Here is a 22800-nt window from a genome sequence, read left to right on the forward strand (position 1 = left end):
GACGACTTCACGGCTGATTCCTCTGTCAACCGAACGATGGACACGGCCCGGCTCACGCCGTCGCGCGCAGACTCAACGCGAGTAGCAACCGGACATCGGCATCGTTGAGCGAGGCTCCCAACAATTGCTCGACCCGGCGGATCCGGTAGCGCACGGTGTTGGGATGCACGTGCAGGTGCTGGGCGGCCGTGGCGACATCACCGAAGCAGTCCAGGTACACGCCCAGGGTTTCGGCCAGTACCGGCTCGTCGGCCCGCAGGGTCTGCACCCGTGGGTCGATCAACCGCTCGTCGGCGGCGATCGCGGTGACGATCTCGTCGAGTAGCACCGTGGTGCGCGCCTCGGCCAGTGAGGTGACTGCGGCCAGTGTCCCGGGGTGGCGTTCGGCGGTGTCGAGCACCCGGTCCACATCGACGCGGGCGCCGGCCGCACCGGACAACCCGGCCACCGGACTGGCGACCACCGCACGCAACTCCAGCCCCAGCTCGGCGCGCAGCGCCGCCACCGTGCCCCGCACCCACGACGTCACCGCCTTACCGGTGCTGGGGAACAACACGTAGACCCGGGACCCCGCCGACGCCAGCTGCGCGTCGTGACGAAAAGCGCTGGCGCTCAATGCCAGAACGTCGGCCAATCGGGTACCTGCGGCGTGGCTGTCGAACCCGATCACCGCGGCTCGACCGTCCACGGCGACCCCGAGTTCCCGGGCGATCAGCTCGGTATCGGACGCCTCATCTGACTCTCGCAAGCCCAGCAGTTCCTGCACCCGCACGGCATGCGTCGACGGCGCCGCCGCCAGCCGGGCCATGATGCGTGCGGCCAGCACCGCGGCCCCGCGCAGCACGTCCTCGGAATCCTCGGCGAGCGGGCGGCCGCCCTGCTGCACCCAGATCGTGCCGACGAAGGCGGGGGCCCGGCGCTCGTCGGGCGCGGGCGCGAAAATGCCGATCGCCAGCCGGGGGCGCAACCCCAGTTCGGGGCGCTCGGCCACCCGCACCGCCTCCGGCCGGGAGCGCAGCGCATCGAAGATGCCCCACTGCGCGATCCAGGCCAGATGCTCCGGTGGCCCGGCCCGCCCGAGGATCGACAACCGCCGCAACTCGTCGGCCTCGTCGCTGGAGGCCGAGTACGCCAGCACGTGTGACTGGGCGTCCTCGATGCTGACCATGCCGTGCGTGCGTTCGGCCACGGACTGGGCCAGGCCGAACAGGTCGGTGCCCGAATCGTGCAGGGCGCCGTCACCGTGGTGTTCGAAGACGTGGTTGACCAACCGGTACAGCCGCTCCCAGCGGGCCCTCGGGTCGACGGCCACCACCGCGGTGCCCGCGGCCACCGCGCGGCTGACCACTGCCGCCGACGGTTCCTTCATGAAGATCGCCGTGGGTGCGCGGCGCACACTCTGCTGCTCGACCCAGCGCAGCGCGTCGTTCTCGGAGACGCCGAGCAGGAAGAACACGTCGGCGGCCCCCGCGGACGGCGCCAGGCCCAGTCGCACATCGTCGGAATCGATCAGCGCGGCCGAGGCCACCGGCAGGTCCAGGCCGCGTGGTGCCTGCACCAGCCGGACCAGCGTGGCGTCCAGCGCCAACAGCAGTTGGCCCAGGCTGACACCCGTCGTCCGCATGTTGTCCGATTCTACTGATATCTGCGGTCGAGCTTGTCTGATCGGACAAGTGTTGTGTGGGTCACGTCGGGGATTCTTGAACTCATGGATGCCATCACCGACGTGCCCGCGCCGGCCAACGAGCCGGTCCACGACTACGCACCGGGCTCGGGCGAACGCGCCCGGCTCATCACCGCGCTCGGCGAACTGACCGGCGCCCCGATCGACCTGCCGCACGTCATCGGCGGCAAACACATGATGGGCAACGGCGCACGGATTGACGTCGTGCAGCCGCATTGCCACAGCGCGCGGCTGGGCACGCTGACCAACGCCGAACGCTCCGACGCCGGCGCGGCCATCGACGCCGCCCTGGCCGCCAAACACGAGTGGGCGGCGATGCCGTTCGACGAACGCGCCGCGGTGTTCCTGCGCGCGGCCGACCTGTTGTCCGGACCGTGGCGGGAGAAGATCGCCGCGGCCACGATGCTCGGCCAGTCCAAGACCGCCTACCAGGCCGAGATCGACGCCCCCTGCGAGCTGATCGACTTCTGGCGGTTCAACGTCGAGTTCGCCCGCCAGATCCTGGCTCAGCAGCCGATCAGCAGCCCCGGGGTGTGGAACCGCACCGACCACCGGCCGCTCGAGGGTTTCGTCTACGCCATCACGCCGTTCAACTTCACCGCGATCGCCGGTAACCTGCCCACCGCGCCCGCACTGATGGGCAACACCGTGGTGTGGAAACCTTCACCCACCCAGACTTTCGCGGCCTACCTGACCATGCAGCTGCTGGAGGCCGCCGGGCTGCCGCCCGGGGTGATCAACCTGGTGACCGGTGACGGGATCGCGGTTTCCGATGTGGCGCTGGCCGATCCGCACCTGGCCGGTATCCACTTCACCGGGTCGACCGCCACGTTCCAGCACCTGTGGCGCGAGGTCGGCGCGAATATCGAGCGCTACCACACGTATCCACGGTTGGTCGGCGAGACCGGCGGCAAGGACTTCGTCGTCGCGCACGCTTCGGCCCGCCCGGATGTGCTGCGCACCGCCCTGATCCGCGGCGCCTTCGACTATCAGGGACAGAAGTGCTCAGCGGCCTCGCGGGCCTTCATTCCGCGGTCGGTGTGGCACGAGATGGGCGACGACTTCCTCTCGGCCACATCGGACCTCAAGTACGGCGATGTCACCGACCTGACCAACTACGGCGGGGCCGTGATTGACGAACGCGCCTTCGCCAAGAACGTCGCGGCAATCGAACGGGCCAAAGGCACCGCGGGCGTCACCATCGCGGCCGGCGGCGAATACGACGACAGCGAGGGCTATTTCGTGCGGCCCACCGTCCTGCTGTCCGACGACCCGACGGACGAAGCCTTCTCCACGGAGTACTTCGGCCCGATCCTCGCCGTGCACGTCTACCCGGACGGGGAGTACGAACGCATCCTCGACGTCGTGGATACCGGGGCTCGTTACGCTCTGACCGGCGCGGTGATCGCCGACGATCGCGCCGCCGTGCTCACCGCGCAGGATCGGCTGCGGAACGCGGCAGGCAATTTCTACGTCAACGACAAACCGACCGGCGCGGTCGTCGGTCAGCAGCCGTTCGGCGGATCCCGCGCCTCGGGCACCAACGACAAGGCCGGCTCGGCGCTGAACCTGTTGCGCTGGACCTCGGCCCGCTCCATCAAGGAGACGTTCGTGCCGCCCACCAACCACACCTACCCGCACATGGAGGCCTGAGATGGGCGTGTTCCAGCGGGTTGCGCGCCCCACGATCCTGGCCGCGTCGCACTCGCCGCGGCTACGTCACACGGCCGAACGTCTCCCGATCACCCGCAAGGTGGTCGACCGCTTCGTTGCAGGGGAGACCGTGCCCGACGCGCTCGACACCGTCGGCGCGCTGCGGGATTCGGGCCGCTTCGTCACCGTCGACTACCTCGGTGAGGACACCACGAGCAATGAGGACGCCGAACGCACCGTGCAGGCCTACCTGACCCTGCTCGACGGGTTGGCGCACCGCGGTGACGTTGATGCAGCGGTGAGTCCGCTGGAAGTGTCACTCAAGCTCTCGGCGCTCGGGCAGGCACTGCCGCGCGATGGTGAGAAGATCGCCTACGAGAACGCGCACACGATCTGCGCCAAGGCCCGTGACGTGGGGGCCTGGGTGACGGTGGACGCCGAGGACCACACCACCACGGACTCGACGCTGTCGATCGTGTGTGACCTGCGTACCGAATTCGACTGGCTGGGCACCGTTCTGCAGGCCTACCTGCACCGTACCGAGGCTGACTGTCGCGAGTCCGCATCTGGAGCCCGGATCAGGCTGTGTAAGGGCGCCTACGACGAACCCGCCTCGGTGGCCTACCGTGACGCCGAGGAGGTCACCGACTCCTACCTGCGCTGCCTGCGGGTGCTGATGGCCGGGTCGGGTTATCCGATGGTGGCCTCGCACGACCCGGAGATCATCGACGCGGTGCCGGCACTGGCCGCTGAATTCGGCCGAGGTGTAAACGGTTTCGAGTACCAGATGCTCTACAACATCCGCGACGCCGAACAACGCCGGCTCGCCGAGGCCGGTAACCATGTGCGCGTGTACGTCCCGTTCGGCAACGAGTGGTACGGCTACTTCGTGCGGCGATTGGCCGAGCGCCCGGCCAACCTGATGTTCTTCCTGCGTGCTCTGGCCGAACGACGCTGAGCCCGCCGCTATTTCAGCGGGGTGATCCGGGCTGAGAGCAGGAGTGAAATTTCAGGCATAACCCTGGCGTAGCGCCAGCAGGGTCAGAGCAGCCAGGCTCTGGGCATCGGTGATCTCGCCGTCCCGGATCATCCGGTCCAACTCCCCGCGGGAGAACCACCCGCTGTGCATGTCCTGTTCCTCGGGCTCGCGTTCGTGCTCACCCTCGGTGAGTCCGGTCGCCAGGAAAACCCACCCCCGTTGGCTGCTCATCCCGGCCGCCACATCGAGTTGGCCGAGGCGTTCCATGCGCTCGGCGTGCAGCCCGGTCTCCTCGCGAAGCTCGCGGTGCGCCAAGGCAATCGGGTCGAGGTCGATCTGTTCGGGGGCGGTGCCCTGTGGGAACTCCCAGCGGCGCAGCCCCAGCGGGTACCGGAACTGCTCGACCAGGTGAAACCGATTCTGATCGGGGTCGTACGGAATCACCAGGGCGTACGTCGTTTTGTCCACCACCGCATAGACACCGGGGCTGCCGTCGGGCCGGACGATCTCGTCCTCGCGCAGCGTCAACCAACTGTTCCGGTATACCTCGCGCGTCGCGGTCTGCCGCACGCTGGCCCTCAGGTGGATGCGTAACCGCGCCGGCGCGATGTCTGCGGCTTCGTCGATATCGTCGGCGAGGGTGGCGGCGACGTCGGCCAGACGCACCACGTCGACGCCGTACGGCGCCGGTCGGCCGACCAGGGCAAGCCGTCCCGACGCACGTCTCAGCAGGGCCGCCGCACCAGTCCGGTTGCCGCGCTGCACATGGGTGATACCCACGGCCAGTTGTGCCAATCCCTGCCAGAGCGCCCGCTCGTGCTCGGGACCGTTCTTCCATGCCGCTTCGAGCACTTCGTGCGCGCTGAACGCCTGACCTCGGTCGAGTAGATCCTGGGCGTAGACCAGGGTTTCATCCGCAGAGAGCTCCAGATCGTCGGGAATCCGTGCCACACCTTCACTGCCGTACGGCAACGGCCGGCCAAGCGCGTCACGCGGGCGGGTGCTGCGGGGCCGGCCGGAGTCGTCGCGGTCGCGTGCAGCTGTGCCCATGGGCACCAGCCTCGCGCCAACTTCGCATCCTGTCGAGTACGTGGGATCGCCGGATGGCACGCCGGTAGCCTGACAAGCGTGTTGCTGGCCTCCCTGAACCCCGCGGCCGTCGCCGCCGGCGCCGAACTCGACGACGCTGTTTCCATCGACGGTGCGGTACTGAGCCGCAGTGATCTCGTCGGCGCCGCCACCTCGGTGGCCGAACGGGTGGCCGTCGCGCAACGCGTCGCCGTCCTGGCGACCCCGACCCCGACGACGGTCCTCGCGATCATCGGGTGCCTGATCGCCGGCGTGCCGGTGGTCCCGGTACCGGCCGACGTCGGCACGGCAGAGCGTCGTCATCTCCTCGCCGACTCGGGCGCCCAGGCCTGGCTGGGGGAGCGGCCCGTGGAGACCGAGGGGCTGCCGCACATCCCGGTGCGGCTGCACGCCCGGTCCTGGCACCGATACCCCGAGCCGCCACCGAATTCGACCGCCATCATCATGTACACCTCCGGCACCACCGGAGCGCCCAAGGGCGTGCCGATCAGCCGTCAGGCCATCGCCGACGACATCGATGCGCTGGCCGCGGCCTGGCAGTGGACCGCCGCCGACACTCTGGTGCACGGGTTGCCCTTGTTCCACGTGCACGGCCTGGTGCTGGGCCTGCTCGGCTCGCTGCGGATCGGAAACCGCTTCGTGCACACCGGAAAGCCGACACCTGCCGCGTATGCGCAGGCACAGGGCACGCTGTATTTCGGGGTGCCCACCGTGTGGTCGCGCGTGGTGAAGGATCTGGACTCGGCGCTGGCGCTGTCCACCGCGCGGTTGCTGGTCTCCGGCAGCGCACCGCTACCGGTGCCGGTGTTCGACGAGCTGGTGCGGCTGACCGGGCACGCCCCGGTGGAGCGCTACGGCAGCACCGAATCGCTGATCACCCTTTCCACCCGGGTCGACGGTGAGCGCAGGCCCGGATGGGTTGGGCTGCCGCTGGCCGGGGTGCAGACGAGGCTCGTCGACGACGACGGCGCACCGGTGCCGCACGACGGCGAAACCATCGGGCGGCTACAGATCAAGGGCCCCATGGTGTTCGACGGCTACCTCGACCGGCCCGAGGCCACCGCCGACGCGTTCGATCCCGACGGCTGGTACCGCACCGGCGACGTCGCGGTGATCGACGCCGACGGGATGCACCGCATCGTCGGACGCGAGTCGGTGGACCTGATCAAGTCCGGCGGATACCGCATCGGAGCCGGTGAGATCGAGACCGCGCTGCTGGGTCATGACGGCGTCGACGAGGTGGCCGTGGTCGGGGTGGCCGACGAAGATCTCGGGCAGCGCATCGTCGCATTCGTCGTCGGTAATGCCGCCCCCGACAGTCTCATCGAGTTCGTCGCCCAACAACTTTCGGCACACAAACGGCCCCGCGAAGTCCGGTTGGTCGACAGCCTGCCTCGCAACGCGATGGGCAAGGTGATGAAGAAGGAACTGGCCCAACGGGGCTGAGGTTCTCCGAGCTCTGCATCGACGCTGCAGCGTACTGTGGGACACACACAGGTCGTGAGTTGGTTTGCCGATCGGTAACGGCAGGTCGGCTTCCTGAGCACGTCGACGCCTCGGAAGTCGAGGCCGTGCGGACGAACAGGAGGAGACTCCGGATGAATCTGAAGAAAATCACGGGGACGGCAGTCATCGCCGCTGCACTCGGAGCGGGATCCCTGGGGCTGGGAGCAGCATCAGCGCAGGCTGATCCTGGTCACGGCCCCGATATTCCGTGGATTCCGGGCCCAGGATGGGTCGATTGGAATCCGGGACCCAATTGGGGAGCTCCCGGTCAGGTCAAGAAGTGGTGCCCCTGGCAGTCCCCGCCAGGCCACTGGATCGGTGGCCCACACGGGGTGCCCTGCACCTGAGTTCGGTGGTTACTCAGAACCGCACTTGCAGTCAGAACCGCACTGGCAGTTCTCGCACGTACAGTTCGGATTGCCACAGCTCGTGGATTGAGCGTTCGTATCGTTACCCATGCATGTGAGGCTAGCCCCGGGTAGGTCCGGGCCGCGCCTGGTTGTCGAATGTTGGCTTGTGTGTGATCCGTTCGCGACCGAACCTAGTTGGCGTGCAGTGCCTCGTTGAGCGTGATGCCGGTGCCGTCGCGCTTGACTACCTCGACTGCGCCCGAGAGCGAGTTGCGGCGGAACAGCAGGTTGTTGGCGCCGGACAGCTCGACGGCCTTGATGGTGGTGGCAGTCTGGCCGCCGTCAGTGATCGTGATCTTGGTGCCGCCGGTGACATAGAGCCCGGCCTCGATCACGCAGTCGTCTCCCAGCGAGATGCCCAGACCGGCGTTGGCGCCCAGCAGGCAGCGCTTGCCCACCGAGATCACCTCTTTGCCGCCACCGGACAGCGTGCCCATGATCGACGCGCCGCCACCGATGTCGGAGCCGTCGTCGACCACCACACCCGCCGAGATGCGGCCTTCCACCATCGAGGTGCCCAGGGTGCCGGCATTGAAGTTCACGAAGCCCTCGTGCATGACCGTCGTACCCGCGGCCAAGTGTGCACCGAGGCGGACCCGGTCGGCGTCGGCGATACGGACACCCGACGGCAGCACGTAGTCGACCATGCGGGGGAACTTGTCCACGCCGTAGACCGCGACCGCGCCGCGACGACGCAACCGCGCTCGCACCGTCTCGAAGCCCTCGACCGCGCACGGACCGAAGCTCGTCCACACCACATTGGTCAGCAGCCCGAAGATGCCGTCCATATTGGCGCCGTGCGGGGCCACCAGTCGGTGCGAGAGCAGGTGCAGCCGCAGGTAGGCGTCATGCGCGTCGGCAGGCTTGTCCTCGAGCGAGGCGATCGTGGTGCGAACTGCGACCACCTCGACACCGCGGTCGGCATCGGGGCCGGTCAGACCCGCGAACTCGGCGGGGATGTCATCGCCGATGAGCTTCACCGTGCCGGCCTCGCCGGAGGCGCTCAGTTCGGGGGCGGGAAACCAGGTGTCCAGGACGGTCCCGTCGGCGGTGATGGTGGCCAGGCCTACGCCAGATGCTGCAGTCACGTTGGCCAAGGTTACTGGACTAGCCTCGGAGACCATGGGGCTAGACCTGCGAGCCGATCCGATCGCGCTGACCGCTGCCTTGGTGGACATCCCCAGCGAGTCACGTCACGAGCAACGCATCGCCGACGAGATCGAAGCTGCGCTGCGCGCACAGGCGCCGTGGTTCGAGGTGATCCGCAACGGCGATGCGGTGCTGGCCCGCACCCACCTGGGCCGCCCGTCGCGGGTGATGCTGGCCGGGCACATCGACACCGTGCCCGCCGCCGACAACCTGCCCAGTCACATCAAGAACGGCGAGATGTGGGGTTGTGGGACCTCGGATATGAAGTCGGGTGACGCGGTGTTCCTGCACCTGGCCGCCACGATCGCCGAGCCCAGCCACGACATCACCTTGGTGATGTACGACTGCGAGGAAATCGAGTCCAGCGCCAACGGGCTCGGCCGCATCGAACGCGAGCTGCCGGACTGGCTACAGGCCGACGTCGCGATCCTCGGCGAACCTTCCGGTGGCTTCATCGAGGCGGGCTGCCAGGGCACCATCCGTGTCGTCGTCGGCGCCACCGGCACGCGTGCGCATTCAGCCCGATCGTGGCTGGGCGACAACGCTGTTCACAAGCTCGGTGCTGTGCTGGACCGGCTCACCAAGTATCAGCCCCGCAACGTCGACATCGACGGCTGCGTATATCGGGAAGGGCTGTCGGCGGTCCGTATCGACGGTGGCATCGCCGGCAACGTCATCCCCGATTCCGCATCGGTGACCGTCAACTTCCGCTTCGCGCCCGACCGCAGCGTCGAACAGGCCGTCGCCCACGTGCACGAGGTGTTCGACGGGCTCGACATCACCATTGACCTGACCGACGCCGCCGCAGGTGCCCTGCCGGGACTGGCCAAACCCGCCGCGGCCGCGTTGGTGGCCGCCGCCGGAGGACAGGTTCGCGCCAAGTACGGGTGGACTGACGTGGCGCGGTTCGCTGCGCTGGGAATCCCCGCCGTCAACTACGGGCCGGGTGACCCCAACCTCGCGCACAAGGTCGACGAACGGGTCGACGTCGCCGCGATCACCGCCACCACCGACATGCTGCGGCGCTACCTGACGTGAGCACCGTCCGCGTCGACAGCTGGATCTGGGCCGTGCGTATCACCAAGACCCGGTCTGCGGCGGCGGCCGCCTGCCGCGGCGGGCACGTCCGGGTCAACAACGTGCCGGCCAAACCGGCCCAACACGTGAGTCCCGGCGACGAGGTGCGGGTTCGGCTGGACGGACGGGAACGGATCGTGGAGGTCATCCGCCCGATCGCCAAGAGAGTCGGTGCCGCCATCGCATCGGAGTGCATGATCGACCGCAGCCCGCCACCGCCGCCCAGGGAAATGGTGGCCGCGGTACCCGTTCGTGACAGAGGGGCCGGTCGGCCGACGAAACGTGAACGGCGACAACTGGATCAATTGCGCGGCTTCTGAACCGGAAAATCGGTTGCACGCACGCGTACTGTGGAAATCGCATCTGCTGTCAACCGAGGTGGGCTGAAAACATGCTGGGAGACGACATCTCCGGGTAAATCCCGAGAGACCATTCGTTCCTGTCCCGCAATGCGGTGCCTGCTGCCCGCATCACCTTGGAGTACTGAGCATGTCTATTGTCTGTTCCCATTTGTCGTTCTCCTGGCCCGATGACGTCGCGCTGTTCTCGGATCTGTCGTTCTCCATAGGACCCGGCCGCACCGGCCTGGTGGCCCCCAACGGCGCCGGAAAGAGCACGCTGCTCAAACTGATCGCCAGCGAGTATCGACCCTCATCGGGCTCGGTGACGGTCGACGGTGGCATCGGCTATCTGCCCCAAAGCCTGCCGTTCACAGCCGATCTCACTGTCGCGGCGGTGTTAGGAATCGCTCCGGTGCTCGATGCATTGGCAGCCCTGGCCGATGGTGACGCCGGCGAGGAGGTGTTCACCACCATCGGCGACGACTGGGACATCGAGGAACGCTCGCGCGCCCAGTTGGACCGGCTCGGTCTCGATGGCCTGGTCCTGAACCGCCGGTTGGGCACCTTGTCCGGCGGGGAAGTGGTGTCCCTGGGCTTGGCGGCCCAACTGCTCAAGCGGCCCGGTGTGCTGCTCCTCGACGAGCCCACCAACAATCTGGACAGCGAGGCCCGGCAGCGCCTGTACGACGCGCTCGACGCCTATTCCGGGTGCCTGCTGGTGGTCAGCCATGACCGGGTGCTGCTGGACCGGATGGATCAGATCGCCGAACTGTACCGCGGCGAAATCGTCTTCTATGGAGGAAATTTCACTGCCTATCGGGAGACCGTGGAGGCTGCGCAGGCAGTGGCCGAGGGCAATATCCGCAACGCCGAACAACAGCTCAAGCGGGAGAAACGCCAGATGCAGGAGGCCCGCGAGCGGGCCGCCCGCCGCTCATCGACGGCGGCGCGCAACCTCAAGGACGCGGGGCTGCCGAAGATCGTGGCGGGCAAGCTGAAACGCGATGCCCAGGAATCGGCCGCCCGCGCCGACGACGTACACGCCCGGCGGGTCGACGATGCCCGGACCCGGCTCGACGAAGCCGAACGAGCCTTGCGCGATGCCTTGGTGATTGCGCTGGATCTGCCCGACACCGTGCTGCCCGCCGGGCGCACGGTGTTCGCCGGAGACGGCTTGCAGATCAGCCGCGGCGGCCGGAAACTGTTCGCCGACGACGGGATCGACCTCGCCATCCGCGGGCCGGAACGTATCGCCCTGACCGGTCCCAACGGAGCCGGCAAGTCGACACTCTTACGCATTATCGACGGCACGCTGGAACCAGACTCGGGGACGGTGGAACGGGCCGACGGTCGCATCGCCTCACTGTCGCAGCGGCTCGACCTGCTGGCTGAGGACCGCACCGTGGCCGAGAGCCTGGCGGCCGCCGCCCCGAGCCTGTCGCACACCCGGCGTATGCATCTGTTGGCACAGTTCCTGTTTCGCGGCGACCGCATCCACCTGCCGGTCGCGGCGTTGTCGGGCGGGGAGCGGCTGCGGGCGACGCTGGCCTGTGTGCTCTACGCCGAACCCGCACCCCACCTACTGCTGTTGGACGAGCCGACCAACAACCTCGATCTGGTCAGCGTCGGGCAACTGGAGTCTGCGCTGAACGCCTACCAGGGTGCGTTTGTGGTGGTGAGCCACGACGAACGCTTCCTGGCGGCCATCGGTATCGACCGGTGGCTACGGCTGGACGGCGGAGAGCTGGTAGTTACAGGCGCCGCGGATTGACGTTGTGGATCTGGGTGGGTACCTGGCCGGCTCCGTGGCCGCTTTCGGGCGTCGTGCCGGCCGAGGCTGACTGAATCCCGGCCTCCGCCTCGGCGTCGTCCTTGTCCCCGTCCCCATCCTTGTCGCCGTCAGGGCCGTCTTCGCCGCCCTCCACATCGGCGGCCAGGATGGCCTCCTCGGCCCCCGCGCCACCGGTGTCAGCCATCATGGCGGCCGCGTCGGCGCCGCCTCCGGCCGCCTGGGTGGCGGCTTCGACGATGCCCTGCACACCCTGCATGACCTGCTGCGGCACCTGAGTCATGGCCTGGGTGAGACCCTGCAACGGCTGGGTGATCGACTGCGCCATCTGCCCGGCCATCTGGCCGAGCTGGCCCATCATCTGGCCGGCACCACCGGCACCGCCCGCCGACGACGCCGAGGAGCTGGTTCCACCGAGCGCGTCGGCCTGGGCCTTGAGCTGCTCGCCACCAGCCGTGTCCCCGCGCGCATACGCCTGGGAGGCCTTGCCGAGCAATTCGGCCATCCTGCCTGCGGCAACCTGGGTGGCGCCCAGAGCGCCCTCACGGGCGGACGACGCACCGGTGAACGCGTTCTGCATCGGGAATCCGATCACGCCGTGGCTGGAGCTGAGGTCGGATGGGCCGGCGAACGAACTCTTGAAGCTGTTGATGTCACCGCTGACTCCGTCGACGATGCCTTGCAGGCCGGTGATCGCGCCGGTGTCGGCGACGAGCTGATTCATCGGGCCCCCTGGAAATCGTGCGGTCTGACTGCGCAGTCTACCGGCGGTGCGGGTGGGTGCCAGGCGGTTATTCACCCGCCTGGCGTGCGGCATCGCCGGCCGCCGCGAGCATCCCGACGTCGCGGTACCGAGCCGACACGTCCCGCAACGCCGCACGGTCCCCGGCCGTCAAGGCACGGGCATGGTCGGCCGTCAGCTGCCCGAACATGCAGTCCAGATTCACCCTGGCGAGCGCATCGACGGCGCGGGTATCACCCAACCGGACGCCGTCGTGCACGGCGCGAAGCATCACTGCCGATTGTTCGCCGCGCTCGGCGGCTTTGGCGGCCTCGCGGGCCGCGGTCACCGCGCCTACCGAGTCCTTACGGGCAAAGCACGTCCAGGCCCGGGCCAGGGCCAGCTCCGGCGCGAACAGCATCGACTTGAGACCGTGCCGGGATTCCGCACGCGACAATGCTTTTCCGGCCTCGACCGGCATGCCCCGCTGCCCGAGTGCCTGGGCCAACAACATCCAGGCCAGCGGGCCCCAGGAGTACCCGGTCGGTGCCAATGCCGCAGTTGCCTTGCGTAACAGGGTAATCGCCTCATCGAACTGACCGCGCACCAGTGCGACGTCAGCTATCAACACCTCGCCGACGGCGCGGCCGGGCTGCAGCAGTTGGGTGAAATCGGTTATTCGCTGGGCCACCTCCTCGGCCCGGTCCAGTCGGCCCGTCATCAGTAGCGCCGTGGTCTGGCCGAACCCGCTGGTGAACCGCAACAGGCCGGGATGTCCCGCCGCGACCGCCCGCTGCGCCATCGCGTCCACCCGATCGAAGGCGCCGAGGCGCGCACAGCTCAGCGCCGCCGTCGACCCCGCCCATCCGACCGCGGTGTCATCGGCCGCGGGGGAGGCCAGCACCTCCAGTGCCAGTCCCAAAGCTCGTTGTGGCGCACCGGCATTCATCGCAAAGGTGGCTGCCAGCGCATCGAGTGTGGTCTGTGCCCTCGGCGTCGATACCCGTTGGCGGGTGGCCTTCAGGAACGCCGTGGCGCGTTCGGGTTCTGACAGCATCCAGAACTGATTGGCCGCCTGCGGTAGCGCCCACGCCATCAGTTGGTCCTCCGGCAGGCCGGATGGGTCGATCTGTCCCAACACGGCATCGGCCTCACGGCCGCGGCCCTGCCAGGCCAACGCGTACGCCAACGTCAGCAGGCCGGTGAAGCCGGCGCTGGATGCTGTCGCGGCCCGTGCGAGCCGTTCGCTCAATTCCAGGTCACCCAACCGCAGTGCCTCGCCGGCCGCGCCGACGAGTTCGTCAACCGGCAGCGACACGTCGCTGTCGAGGGCCAGCACCGCCACCTGCAACCGGTCCACCACACCGGGTCTCGGCGCCGTCGACAACCGCTCGACCACGGTGTTGCGCAACCGGCGCAGGCCGGGCCCGCCGATGGTGGCCCGCATGGCGCTCAGGAACAGTGGATGCACACCGTGCACCAGTTCGCCGTCGATACGAACCACACCGCTGTGTTGTGCCGCCTGAACGGCATCGGTGCCGGTCAGTGCGATCAGATCGGCCAGTGGCAGCGGATCGTGTACGGCCAGCTGTCGCAAGACCACGGCCACGTCGTCGGGCAGGTCGGCGAGAAACGTGTCGACCTGATCGGCCAACCGGGCGTCGTCGTGGCCCGGCGGTGACATCTCGACACGGTTCACCAGCCGGTCACCCCACAACGACGCGATGTCATCGGGCGCCCCCGCGGATGCGGTCACGATGAGTTTGGCCGCGCCGCTCACGGCGAGTTGGTATACGAGCGCCGCCGATAACCGGTCCAGCAGGTGAGCGTCGTCGACGATCACCAACAACCCGGATCCGAGCTCGTCACGTGCCGCGCGCATCACATCGGCGGTCTTACCTGTCGACGGGACGTCGATCAGGTGCGCGACCGCGGCAAAGGGGACTGCCGCAGCCGACTCGGTGCCGGTGATCCACAGAACGCGACGGAAATCCGGTGCAAGGTGTTCGGCCGCGGTCCGGGCCAGTGAGGTCTTGCCGACCCCGGCGGGGCCCAGTAGTGCGGCGCCGCAACGCTCGTGCAGGCCGACCTCCAGGCCGTCGAGCACGCGGTCACGCGGTGCGATCACCCAGTCGACAGCCATCCACCGAATCCTATGGTGGGCAGTGGCAATTCAATGCCGAATCGACGTCTGGATGGGCCGACACCGTGTCGTCCATGCCGCATTCGGTGATGATTCGCCGGATGCTCGGCTGACGAATGACCAGACGCACCGTGACACCGTGCTGGCGACTGTCGACGCTCTGTTTGGCCAGCGCGACCAGTGCGCCACAGCTCATGAATTCCAGGGATCCGGCGTCGACGATGAGCATCGAGGATTCACCAACGGCGGCGGCCGACTCGCTGAGCATGCGCTGCCAGACGGATTCGTTGTGCGCGTCGACCTGTCCGGAGACCTGAACGATGAGGCCTTCGGGTGCGGTGCGAGCCGTCCAGTGCAGCTCGTGATCCTGCTGGGTCGATTCCACGATGAAATCGAGCATAACCGCCGAAGTTTACGTTGTAAACGCGACTGATCATGAATGTGGTCAGGGGCTGTCCAGCCAGGTTTCGATGCGGTCGAGCAGGGCCTCCAACGCTTCCTCGAACTCGTCCGTGCTGTGGTCCTCGGCCAGCATCGGTTGGAGTCGTCGCAGGTTCGGGTAATCGGCCAGCGAGGTATCGGGTCGGGGCTCGCTGTCGAGAACGGCCTCGTCAGGGCTGAGCGCGACACCGCGCGCGGACACCTCCAGCAGCAGCTGGCCCACCAGGAACGTGGTGTACGTGCGGTAGGCGGCCACGGCGGCGTCATCGCTGAACCCATAGGAGATCAGCGTCTCCAGGAAGGTCTCCATCCAGCGCAGGCTGCGCAGCGGCGGCCGCACCCAGGGGGCCTCCGGCGCCTCGGTCGCCACCAGCGGGAACACCTCGGGATGATCAAGGGCGATCTGCCGTACACCATGACCCAGTCGCAGCAGGAAGTCCTGCCAGCCGTCCTCCTGCCGGCGCGCGGCGAGCTGATCGGTGTAGAGGCGGTCCACGACGTGGTTGACCACGCCGGTCAACAGGTCACCCCGGCTGTGCACATAGCGGTACAGCGCCATGGCTTCGACACCGCAGGCCGTGCCGAGCCGGCGCATGGTCAGCTTGGTCAGACCCTCGCGGTCGATCAGCTCGATCGCGGTGTCCAGGATGAGCTCGCGGCTCAACCGCGTCGGTTGATCGTCGTTGTCAGTCATCGCCTCTTCAGTCATCAGGATCTCGTCCAGTCTCCCCGCGGGGATGGGCTGAGTCCATGACCCTTTAGGTTGTGTGCGTGTCCGGTGAAACTGACCGCGAGTTTGCGGTGTGTGTCTATTGCGCGTCGGGTCCCACCCACCCCGAGTTGCTGGCGTTGGCCAGTGAGGTGGGAGTGGCGATCGCCAAGCGTGGATGGACATTGGTCTCCGGCGGCGGCAATGTCTCGGCCATGGGTGCGCTCGCCCGGGCGGCGCGCTCCAGCAACGGTCGCACGGTCGGCGTGATCCCCAAGGCTCTGGTGCACCGCGAACTCGCCGACGTGGACGCCGCCGAACTGGTGGTCACCGACACCATGCGGGAACGCAAGAAGGAGATGGAGGACCGCTCCGACGCGTTCATCGCGCTGCCCGGCGGCATCGGCACGCTGGAGGAGTTCTTCGAGGCCTGGACGGCGGGCTACCTCGGGATGCACGAGAAGCCGGTGGTGCTGCTCGACCCGTTCGGTCATTTCGACGGCCTGCTGGCCTGGCTGCGCGGGCTCGTCGCCTCCGGTTACGTCAGCGAGGCGGCCCTGGATCGGTTGGTCGTCGTCGACGAGGTCGCCGCCGCGCTCGAGGCGTGCGAACCGGTGACCTAGAACCGGCGGTAACGGCAGTTACCAGCGCGGCTAGGGTGTTGGCCACACGAGAGCCATCTCGAGACTCGCAACAACGCGCAGGGGGACACCGCATGACCGACCAGAAATCGGGCACCAGGAGCAGCGTCGGCCTACTCGACCTGGCCAGCCAGGTACCCGGTCTGCTGCTGGATGCGCCGGTCATCGCACGGGGTGTGCTCACCGGAATGATGGCTCGTCCGACCGCCAAGACCTCGATCGGCAAGGTGTTCCAGGAGCGGGCCGCCCAGTATGCCGACCGGGTATTCCTCAAGTTCGGCGACGAACGCATCACCTACCGCGAGGCCAACGAGACCGTCAACCGGTATGCGGCCGTCTTGGCCGCGAAGGGCGTCGGGCACGGCGACGTGGTCGGCGTGATGCTGCGTAACTCGACCGACGCGGTGTTGTTGATGCTCGCGATCGTCAAGTGCGGCGCCGTGGCCGGCATGCTCAACTACCACCAGCGCGGCAAGGTGCTGGCGCACAGTTTCGGATTGCTCGGCGCCACTGCCGTGGTGGCCGAGTCCGACCTGATCGAGCCCGTCATCGAGTGCGGAGCCGAGGTCAACGGGCTGATCACGGTCGAGGAACTGCGACGGTTGGCGGCCACCGCGCCCATTTCGAACCCCGCCAGTGCGTCGGCCGTCCTGGCCAAGGACAAGGCGTTCTACATCTTCACCTCGGGCACCACCGGTATGCCCAAGGCCAGTGTGATGACGCACTACCGCTGGTTGCGGGCCCTGGCCGGGTTCGGGGGCCTCGGGCTGCGGTTGCGCAGCGACGACACCCTGTACTGCTGCCTGCCGCTTTACCACAACAACGCCCTGACCGTCTCGGTCGGTTCGGCGCTGAACTCGGGCGCGGCGCTGGCCCTTGGCAAGTCGTTCTCGGCGTCGCGGTTCTGGGACGAGGTCATCGCCTACGACGCGACCGCGTTCGCCTACATCGGCGAGATCTGCGGCTACCTGCTCAACCAGCCGCCCAAGCCGACCGACCGCGCCCACAAGGTCCGCGTCATCGTCGGCAACGGGCTGCGACCGGCCATCTGGGACGAGTTCACCCAGCGATTCGGCATCCAGCGGGTGTGCGAGTTCTACGCCGCCAGCGAGGGCAACACCGCCTTCGTCAACGTTTTCAACGTCTCGAAATCCACCGGCATCTGCCCGAGCCCGGTCGCCTTCGTCGAGTTCGACGCCGACAGTGGCGAGCCGACTCGTGGAGCCGACGGCCGGCTGCGCAAGGTCAAGCGCGGCGAGCCCGGCCTGATGCTGTCCAAGATCAACGCACTGCAGCCGTTCGACGGTTACACCGACAAGGCCGCCAGCGAGAAGAAGCTGGTCCGCGACGCCTTCAAGGAAGGTGACGTCTGGTTCAACACCGGCGACCTGATGCGCTCGCAGGGGCTGGGCCACGCCGCGTTCGCGGACCGGCTCGGTGACACCTTCCGGTGGAAAGGCGAGAACGTGGCCACCACCGAGGTCGAGGCCGCGCTCGCCGGGCACCCGGCCGTCGACGAGTGCACCGTGTTCGGGGTGGAGGTGCCCGGTGCGGGCGGCCGCGCCGGCATGGCGGCCCTGCAGCTCAAGGCCGGCCACGAGTTCGACGGCAACGAGGTCGCCGACGCGTTCCACGCGCACCTGCCGCCCTATGCCGTGCCGCTGTTCGTCCGCGTCGTCTCCGAACTGGCGCACACCTCGACGTTCAAGAGCCAGAAGGTCGACCTGCGCAAACAGGGCTACGGATCGGATATCAAGGATCCGCTGTACGTGTTGGCCGGCCGTGAGGAGGGCTACGTGCCCTTCTACCCCGAATACCCCGACGAAGTGACGGCCGGTAAGCGGCCCAAGTAAGCAGGAGCGCCCAGCTCCGCGCCGATATCTACGCCTGGGTTGTCGATCGTGTCGGGCGACGACCAAAAGGTAGAAAAAGGCGCGGAAGCTGGCGCGGATACTGCCGCGCACGCGGCACCAGGCACTATGGAGGGCGTGTTGTCGACGTTCTGCGGGCGCCCGGTTGCGGGTGACCGTGCGCTGATCATGGCGATCGTCAACCGGACGCCGGACTCGTTCTACGACCGTGGGGCCACCTTCACCGACGAGGCCGCCAAGGCTGCCGTCGCCCGGGTGGTCGCCGAGGGAGCCGACGTCATCGACGTGGGCGGGGTCAAAGCCGGCCCGGGCAGCACGGTCGACGCCGACGAGGAGATCGCCCGCGTCGTGCCGTTCATCGAATGGCTGCGCAGCGCCTATCCCGACCAGTTGATCAGCGTCGACACCTGGCGCGCCACGGTCGCCAAACAAGCCTGCGCGGCCGGGGCCGACCTGATCAACGACACCTGGGCGGGTGCGGATCCGGGGCTACCCGAGGTGGCCGCCGAGTTCGGTGCCGGCCTGGTGTGCTCGCACACCGGCGGTGCGGCGCCGCGCACCCGGCCGTTCCGGGTCAACTACGGGATCACCGAACGCGGCGTCGTCGACGACGTCATCGCCGAGGTGACCGCCGCGGCCGAGCGGGCGGTAGCAACCGGCGTATCGCGCGACCGGATCCTGATCGACCCGACCCATGATTTTGGTAAAAACACTCATCACGGTCTTAGTTTGTTGCGTCACGTAAAAGATCTTGTTAAGACCGGATGGCCAGTCCTGATGGCGCTGAGCAACAAGGATTTTGTCGGGGAGACTCTGGGTGTGGATCTGACCGAACGCCTGGAGGGCACCCTGGCCGCGACGGCACTGGCCGCCGCGGACGGCGCCGCGATGTTCCGGGTACACGAGGTCGGACCCACGCGGCGCGTGCTGGAGATGGTCGCGTCGATCCAGGGAGTGCGGGCACCCGCACGAACAGTGAGGGGACTGGCATGACCGACCTGCTGCCTGAACTGACCGACGGAGTGGTCGGCCACCGCTGGCTGACCGATCACAGCTGGAACCGGCCGAGCTGGACCATCGCCGAGCTCGAGGCCGCCAAGGCCGGCCGCACCGTCTCCGTGGTGCTGCCCGCCCTCAACGAGGAAGAAACCGTCGCCTCCGTCGTCGAGACCATCACCCCGCTGCTCGGCGGACTGGTCGACGAGCTGATCGTGCTCGATTCGGGCTCCACCGACGACACCGAGATCCGCGCGGTCGCCGCCGGCGCCCGCGTCGTCAGCCGGGAAGTGGCGCTGCCCGAGATCGCGCCGCAACCCGGCAAGGGTGAGGTGCTGTGGCGGTCGCTGGCTGCCACCACCGGTGACCTGATCGCGTTCGTCGACTCCGACCTGATCGACCCCGACCCGATGTTCGTGCCCAAGCTCCTGGGCCCGCTGCTCACCGCCGACGGGGTGCACCTGGTCAAGGGGTTCTACCGGCGGCCGCTCAAGGTCAGCGGCGCCGAGGACGCCAACGGCGGCGGCCGGGTCACCGAGCTGGTGGCACGCCCGCTGCTGGCCTCGCTGCGCCCCGAGCTGAACTGCGTGCTGCAACCGCTGGGCGGCGAGTACGCGGGCACCCGCGAATTGCTGACCTCGGTGCCGTTCGCCCCCGGGTACGGCGTCGAGATCGGGCTGCTGGTCGACACCTACGACCGTCTCGGCCTGGACGCCATCGCCCAGGTGAACCTGGGAGTGCGGGCACACCGCAACCGGCCGCTGACCGAGTTGGCCTCGATGAGCCGGCAGGTCATCGCGACCCTGCTGTCCCGCTGCGGGATCGCCGATTCGGGGATGGGGCTGACGCAGTTCTACGCCGACGGCAACGACTTCACCCCGCGGGTGTCATCGGTCTCCCTGGCCGACCGCCCGCCCATGATGACCCTGCGCCCGCGCTAGTTGAGTGCCGCCTTGCACGCCGACGGTGCACTCAGATCGCGAAAACCGCTGCAAACGCGATCTGTGTGCACATTCGGTGAGTGCCGGGCCCTGCGCCCGCGCTGGTTGTCGCCTGCGTGAGGCAGTATCGAAGCGTGACACTGATACTGCTGTACCTGGTGGTGCTGGTTCTGGTGGCCACGGTGCTGTTCGGTCTGGGTAGCGTCATCTTCGGCCGAGGCGAGACACTGCCGCCGCTTCCCAAGGGCACCACCGCCACGGTGCTGCCCGCGTCGGGCGTCACCGGTGCGGATGTCGACGCGCTCAAGTTCGCCCAGGTGGTACGGGGCTACAAGACCAGCGAGGTGGACTGGGTGCTGGACCGGCTGGGTCGCGAACTCGACTCGGTCCGCGGGGAGCTGGCCGCAGTGCGCGCGGCCTACGGTGTGCCGGACGACGTCGAGGTCGAGGACGAGGTGTCGGCCACCGCAGGGGAAGTCCGCACGCCGGAGGAGCCATGACCGACGACGGCCGCATCCGGTGTGGCTGGGCGGTCGCCTCCAGTAGCGCAGCCGCGGCTGACACGCTGTACCGCGACTATCACGACACCGAGTGGGGCCGGCCGCTGCGGGATTCCGCTGCGTTGTTCGAGCGGATCAGCCTGGAGGCCTTCCAGAGCGGGTTGAGCTGGCTGACGATTCTGCGCAAGCGGGAGAACTTCCGGGCCGCGTTCGACGGTTTCGACGCGAACGCCGTCGCGAAGTACACCGACGACGACGTCGAGCGGTTGATGGCCGACGCGGGCATCGTGCGGAACCGGGCCAAGATCGTCGCGACCATCGCCAATGCGAGGGCGGTCACCGAACTCGACGTCGATCTGAGCGAGCTGCTGTGGTCATTCGCTCCGCCGGCCCGGGCGCGGCCCGCTGACCTGGAGCAAGTGCCTGCCGTGACCCCGGAATCCACCGCGATGGCCAAGGAACTCAAGCGCCGGGGCTTCAAATTCGTCGGCCCGACCACGGCATATGCGTTGATGCAGGCCACCGGGATGGTGGACGACCACATCGTGTCGTGCTGGGTTCCGGTGGTCGATCGAAAGTGACATCGGCCGGTATCCGATGGGTCTTTGCACACCCACCGCAGCGGATAAGGAACAATAGGGGAAGTTCAGTAGCAGTTCAATGCCGGGTGCCGTCTACGAGTGGGCGGCTTCGGCTCAATCTGGCCCGCTGACGCGGGTCGGCACTGTTGGAGGGAGCACTCGATGGCGGCGATGAAGCCCCGGACCGGTGACGGTCCACTGGAAGCAACCAAAGAGGGGCGAGGAATCGTTATGCGAGTACCGCTGGAAGGCGGTGGCCGGCTCGTTGTCGAACTGACTCCTGACGAGGCCGCTGCGCTGGGCGACGAACTCAAGGCCGTCACCAGCTGATCGACTCGCAAGGTGTCCGCTCAGGCGGACACCTTGCGGTATATCTCCAGGGTCTGTTCAGCGATGTGCGCCCAGGAGAACTCCGCGATGCACCGCTGGCGTCCGGCCTCGCCGTACTTTCGGGCGGTTTCCGGCTCGGCCACCAGTGAGTTGACCGCGTCGGCCAGGCGCATCTCGAAGAAGCGCGGGTCCGTGGCGTCGTAGTGCACAAGCAGCCCGGTCTGTCGGTCGACGATGACCTCAGGGATGCCGCCGACGTCAGAGGCGACCACCGCCGTCGAACATGCCATCGCTTCCAGGTTCACGATGCCCAACGGCTCGTATACCGATGGGCACACGAAAACTGTTGCCGCAGAGAGTATTTCCCGAATCTTGTTGATCGGCAGCATTTCGCGTATCCAGAACACCCCGGTGCGGGCCCGCGCCAGCTCGGCCACCGCCGCGGACACCTCGGCCGCGATCTCGGGGGTGTCGGGGGCGCCCGCGCACAACACCAGCTGCACCTCGGGACTGAACCGGTGGGCCGCGGCCACCAGGTGAGCCACCCCCTTCTGACGGGTGATGCGCCCGACGAACGCCACGATCGGGCGGCTCAGGTCGACCCCGAGTTCGGTGAGCACCGAGTCGACGTCGGCCGGCGGAGTCGGATACCAGACGTCGGTGTCGATGCCGTTACGCACCACGTGGACCCGGCTCGGGTCGAGAGCCGGATACGTACGCAACACGTCGTGGCGCATACCGGAACTCACCGCGATCACCGCGTCGGCGGCTTCGACTGCGGTGCGTTCCACCCACGAGGACACCCGGTAGCCTCCGCCGAGTTGCTCGGCCTTCCATGGCCGCAGCGGCTCCAGGGAATGTGCGGTCAGCACGTGCGGTATGCCGTAGAGCAGCCCGGTCAGGTGCCCGGCCATCCCGGCATACCAGGTGTGCGAATGCACCACTGTGGCCGCCTCCGCCGAGTTGACCATGCTGAGGTCCGCGGACAGCGTCGACAGAGCCGGGTTGGCGCCGCGCAGTGCAGGATCGGCCTGCGCCACGAATGCCCCGTCACGCGGGGCACCCATGCAATGCACGTCGACGTCGCAAAGCCGACGCAACTGTGCGACGAGTTCGGTCACATGCACACCGGCACCGCCGTACACCTCGGGTGGATATTCCCGAGTCATCATGGCCACCCGCATATCCGAGACGGTAGTAGGTCTCGGCGGGTCTAGCTATGCGCCGCAGACTTCTGTTGCCATTGGCT

The 22800-nt window shown here is 67.8% G+C and carries 22 protein-coding genes and 1 pseudogene; 14 read left to right on the forward strand and 9 right to left on the reverse strand.

What is annotated here, in order from left to right; all coding sequences use genetic code 11:
- Positions 1-52: 52 nt before the first annotated feature.
- A complete protein-coding gene (locus tag G6N44_RS24525) occupies positions 53-1624 on the reverse strand; it encodes a helix-turn-helix domain-containing protein (RefSeq protein ID WP_163668542.1) in 1572 nt (523 codons plus the stop codon).
- An 84-nt stretch (positions 1625-1708) separates the two neighbouring features.
- On the opposite strand from G6N44_RS24525, the gene pruA reads away from it, so the two are divergent.
- Together pruA and G6N44_RS24535 are read left to right on the forward strand one after the other, a co-directional pair.
- Positions 1709-3337: an L-glutamate gamma-semialdehyde dehydrogenase gene (pruA, locus tag G6N44_RS24530; protein ID WP_163668543.1), complete on the forward strand. Its 1629-nt coding sequence runs from the start codon at positions 1709-1711 to the stop codon at positions 3335-3337.
- A 1-nt stretch (position 3338) separates the two neighbouring features.
- Positions 3339-4295 (forward strand): proline dehydrogenase family protein, encoded by a 957-nt coding sequence (locus G6N44_RS24535; protein ID WP_163668544.1) that lies wholly within the window; start codon positions 3339-3341, stop codon positions 4293-4295.
- A gap of 51 nt (positions 4296-4346) precedes the next feature.
- Here G6N44_RS24535 and G6N44_RS24540 read toward each other — a convergent pair whose 3' ends face one another.
- Both G6N44_RS24540 and G6N44_RS29130 read right to left on the reverse strand, forming a co-directional pair.
- Positions 4347-4898, reverse strand: coding sequence for an NUDIX domain-containing protein (locus tag G6N44_RS24540; RefSeq protein ID WP_163670314.1), 552 nt, complete (start codon positions 4896-4898; stop codon positions 4347-4349).
- A pseudogene (locus G6N44_RS29130) lies at positions 4890-5366 on the reverse strand (DUF309 domain-containing protein); the annotation flags it as partial. The gene G6N44_RS24540 and the pseudogene G6N44_RS29130, both read right to left, overlap by 9 nt.
- A gap of 78 nt (positions 5367-5444) precedes the next feature.
- On the opposite strand from G6N44_RS29130, the gene G6N44_RS24545 reads away from it, so the two are divergent.
- Complete coding sequence (locus G6N44_RS24545; RefSeq protein ID WP_163668545.1) at positions 5445-6851, forward strand: acyl-CoA synthetase; 1407 nt, start codon at positions 5445-5447, stop codon at positions 6849-6851.
- A gap of 152 nt (positions 6852-7003) precedes the next feature.
- Positions 7004-7258: a hypothetical protein gene (locus G6N44_RS24550; protein WP_163668546.1), complete on the forward strand. Its 255-nt coding sequence runs from the start codon at positions 7004-7006 to the stop codon at positions 7256-7258.
- 194 nt (positions 7259-7452) lie between these two features.
- Here G6N44_RS24550 and dapD read toward each other — a convergent pair whose 3' ends face one another.
- Positions 7453-8409, reverse strand: coding sequence for a 2,3,4,5-tetrahydropyridine-2,6-dicarboxylate N-succinyltransferase (gene dapD, locus G6N44_RS24555; RefSeq protein WP_163668548.1), 957 nt, complete (start codon positions 8407-8409; stop codon positions 7453-7455).
- A 34-nt stretch (positions 8410-8443) separates the two neighbouring features.
- On the opposite strand from dapD, the gene dapE reads away from it, so the two are divergent.
- The 3 genes from dapE to G6N44_RS24570 all read left to right on the forward strand — a co-directional run bounded on the left by dapE (position 8444) and on the right by G6N44_RS24570 (position 11659).
- Positions 8444-9508, forward strand: a complete 1065-nt coding sequence (gene dapE, locus G6N44_RS24560; RefSeq protein ID WP_163668549.1) for a succinyl-diaminopimelate desuccinylase — start codon at positions 8444-8446, stop codon at positions 9506-9508.
- Positions 9505-9867, forward strand: a complete 363-nt coding sequence (locus G6N44_RS24565; RefSeq protein WP_163668551.1) for an Hsp15 family ribosome-associated heat shock protein — start codon at positions 9505-9507, stop codon at positions 9865-9867. Before dapE ends, G6N44_RS24565 begins: the two co-directional genes overlap by 4 nt.
- Before the next feature lie 169 nt (positions 9868-10036).
- Positions 10037-11659: an ABC-F family ATP-binding cassette domain-containing protein gene (locus G6N44_RS24570; protein WP_163668553.1), complete on the forward strand. Its 1623-nt coding sequence runs from the start codon at positions 10037-10039 to the stop codon at positions 11657-11659.
- Here the strand turns inward: G6N44_RS24570 and G6N44_RS24575 are convergent.
- The 4 genes from G6N44_RS24575 to G6N44_RS24590 all read right to left on the reverse strand — a co-directional run bounded on the left by G6N44_RS24575 (position 11640) and on the right by G6N44_RS24590 (position 15691).
- Entirely contained in the window at positions 11640-12401 is a 762-nt protein-coding gene (locus G6N44_RS24575; protein ID WP_163668555.1) for a type VII secretion target, read from the reverse strand. The genes G6N44_RS24570 and G6N44_RS24575 overlap by 20 nt on opposite strands.
- A 67-nt stretch (positions 12402-12468) precedes the next feature.
- Positions 12469-14541: an ATP-binding protein gene (locus G6N44_RS24580; RefSeq protein WP_163668557.1), complete on the reverse strand. Its 2073-nt coding sequence runs from the start codon at positions 14539-14541 to the stop codon at positions 12469-12471.
- Positions 14542-14551: 10 nt separating this feature from the next.
- Positions 14552-14941: an anti-sigma factor antagonist gene (locus tag G6N44_RS24585; protein ID WP_163668559.1), complete on the reverse strand. Its 390-nt coding sequence runs from the start codon at positions 14939-14941 to the stop codon at positions 14552-14554.
- Positions 14942-14986: 45 nt separating this feature from the next.
- Entirely contained in the window at positions 14987-15691 is a 705-nt protein-coding gene (locus tag G6N44_RS24590) for a TetR/AcrR family transcriptional regulator (RefSeq protein WP_235682866.1), read from the reverse strand.
- Between the two features lie 62 nt (positions 15692-15753).
- Here G6N44_RS24590 and G6N44_RS24595 point away from each other — a divergent pair, with 62 nt between their 5' ends.
- The 7 genes from G6N44_RS24595 (at position 15754) to G6N44_RS24625 (ending at position 21551) form a co-directional block, all read left to right on the forward strand.
- A complete protein-coding gene (locus G6N44_RS24595) occupies positions 15754-16314 on the forward strand; it encodes a cytokinin riboside 5'-monophosphate phosphoribohydrolase (RefSeq protein WP_163668561.1) in 561 nt (186 codons plus the stop codon).
- Between the two features lie 92 nt (positions 16315-16406).
- Positions 16407-18185 carry a long-chain-acyl-CoA synthetase FadD6 gene (gene fadD6, locus G6N44_RS24600; RefSeq protein WP_163668563.1) on the forward strand — a complete coding sequence of 593 codons (1779 nt, stop codon included), beginning with the start codon at positions 16407-16409 and terminating at the stop codon, positions 18183-18185.
- Positions 18186-18311: 126 nt separating this feature from the next.
- Complete coding sequence (folP, locus tag G6N44_RS24605) at positions 18312-19196, forward strand: dihydropteroate synthase (RefSeq protein WP_235682867.1); 885 nt, start codon at positions 18312-18314, stop codon at positions 19194-19196.
- Entirely contained in the window at positions 19193-20140 is a 948-nt protein-coding gene (locus tag G6N44_RS24610) for a glucosyl-3-phosphoglycerate synthase (RefSeq protein WP_163668567.1), read from the forward strand. The genes folP and G6N44_RS24610 overlap by 4 nt, the downstream gene beginning before the upstream one ends.
- Positions 20141-20274: 134 nt before the next feature.
- Positions 20275-20640 (forward strand): DivIVA domain-containing protein, encoded by a 366-nt coding sequence (locus tag G6N44_RS24615; RefSeq protein WP_163668569.1) that lies wholly within the window; start codon positions 20275-20277, stop codon positions 20638-20640.
- The gene (locus G6N44_RS24620; RefSeq protein WP_163668571.1) at positions 20637-21221 is read left to right on the forward strand and encodes a DNA-3-methyladenine glycosylase I; all 585 of its coding nucleotides are present in this window, start codon (positions 20637-20639) and stop codon (positions 21219-21221) included. The genes G6N44_RS24615 and G6N44_RS24620 overlap by 4 nt, the downstream gene beginning before the upstream one ends.
- A gap of 162 nt (positions 21222-21383) precedes the next feature.
- Positions 21384-21551 (forward strand): DUF3117 domain-containing protein, encoded by a 168-nt coding sequence (locus G6N44_RS24625; protein ID WP_003885506.1) that lies wholly within the window; start codon positions 21384-21386, stop codon positions 21549-21551.
- A 20-nt stretch (positions 21552-21571) separates the two neighbouring features.
- Here G6N44_RS24625 and glgA read toward each other — a convergent pair whose 3' ends face one another.
- Positions 21572-22735 carry a glycogen synthase gene (gene glgA / locus G6N44_RS24630; protein ID WP_163668573.1) on the reverse strand — a complete coding sequence of 388 codons (1164 nt, stop codon included), beginning with the start codon at positions 22733-22735 and terminating at the stop codon, positions 21572-21574.
- Between the last annotated feature and the right edge of the window lie 65 nt (positions 22736-22800).

This window comes from Mycolicibacterium alvei, from assembly GCF_010727325.1.
Classification (GTDB): domain Bacteria; phylum Actinomycetota; class Actinomycetes; order Mycobacteriales; family Mycobacteriaceae; genus Mycobacterium; species Mycobacterium alvei.

Bases quoted from the DNA above. Each gene is read 5' to 3' on its own strand.
- pruA (WP_163668543.1), top strand. From the start codon at position 1,709: ATGGATGCCATCACCGACGTGCCCGCGCCGGCCAACGAGCCGGTCCAC.
- G6N44_RS24525 (WP_163668542.1), bottom strand. From the start codon at position 1,624: ATGCGGACGACGGGTGTCAGCCTGGGCCAACTGCTGTTGGCGCTGGAC.
- G6N44_RS24585 (WP_163668559.1), bottom strand. From the start codon at position 14,941: ATGCTCGATTTCATCGTGGAATCGACCCAGCAGGATCACGAGCTGCAC.
- folP (WP_235682867.1), top strand. From the start codon at position 18,312: ATGGAGGGCGTGTTGTCGACGTTCTGCGGGCGCCCGGTTGCGGGTGAC.
- G6N44_RS24590 (WP_235682866.1), bottom strand. From the start codon at position 15,691: ATGACTGAAGAGGCGATGACTGACAACGACGATCAACCGACGCGGTTG.
- glgA (WP_163668573.1), bottom strand. From the start codon at position 22,735: ATGCGGGTGGCCATGATGACTCGGGAATATCCACCCGAGGTGTACGGC.
- G6N44_RS24620 (WP_163668571.1), top strand. From the start codon at position 20,637: ATGACCGACGACGGCCGCATCCGGTGTGGCTGGGCGGTCGCCTCCAGT.
- G6N44_RS24535 (WP_163668544.1), top strand. From the start codon at position 3,339: ATGGGCGTGTTCCAGCGGGTTGCGCGCCCCACGATCCTGGCCGCGTCG.
- G6N44_RS24570 (WP_163668553.1), top strand. From the start codon at position 10,037: ATGTCTATTGTCTGTTCCCATTTGTCGTTCTCCTGGCCCGATGACGTC.
- G6N44_RS24550 (WP_163668546.1), top strand. From the start codon at position 7,004: ATGAATCTGAAGAAAATCACGGGGACGGCAGTCATCGCCGCTGCACTC.
- dapE (WP_163668549.1), top strand. From the start codon at position 8,444: ATGGGGCTAGACCTGCGAGCCGATCCGATCGCGCTGACCGCTGCCTTG.
- G6N44_RS24575 (WP_163668555.1), bottom strand. From the start codon at position 12,401: ATGAATCAGCTCGTCGCCGACACCGGCGCGATCACCGGCCTGCAAGGC.
- G6N44_RS24610 (WP_163668567.1), top strand. From the start codon at position 19,193: ATGACCGACCTGCTGCCTGAACTGACCGACGGAGTGGTCGGCCACCGC.
- fadD6 (WP_163668563.1), top strand. From the start codon at position 16,407: ATGACCGACCAGAAATCGGGCACCAGGAGCAGCGTCGGCCTACTCGAC.
- G6N44_RS24625 (WP_003885506.1), top strand. From the start codon at position 21,384: ATGGCGGCGATGAAGCCCCGGACCGGTGACGGTCCACTGGAAGCAACC.
- G6N44_RS24580 (WP_163668557.1), bottom strand. From the start codon at position 14,541: ATGGCTGTCGACTGGGTGATCGCACCGCGTGACCGCGTGCTCGACGGC.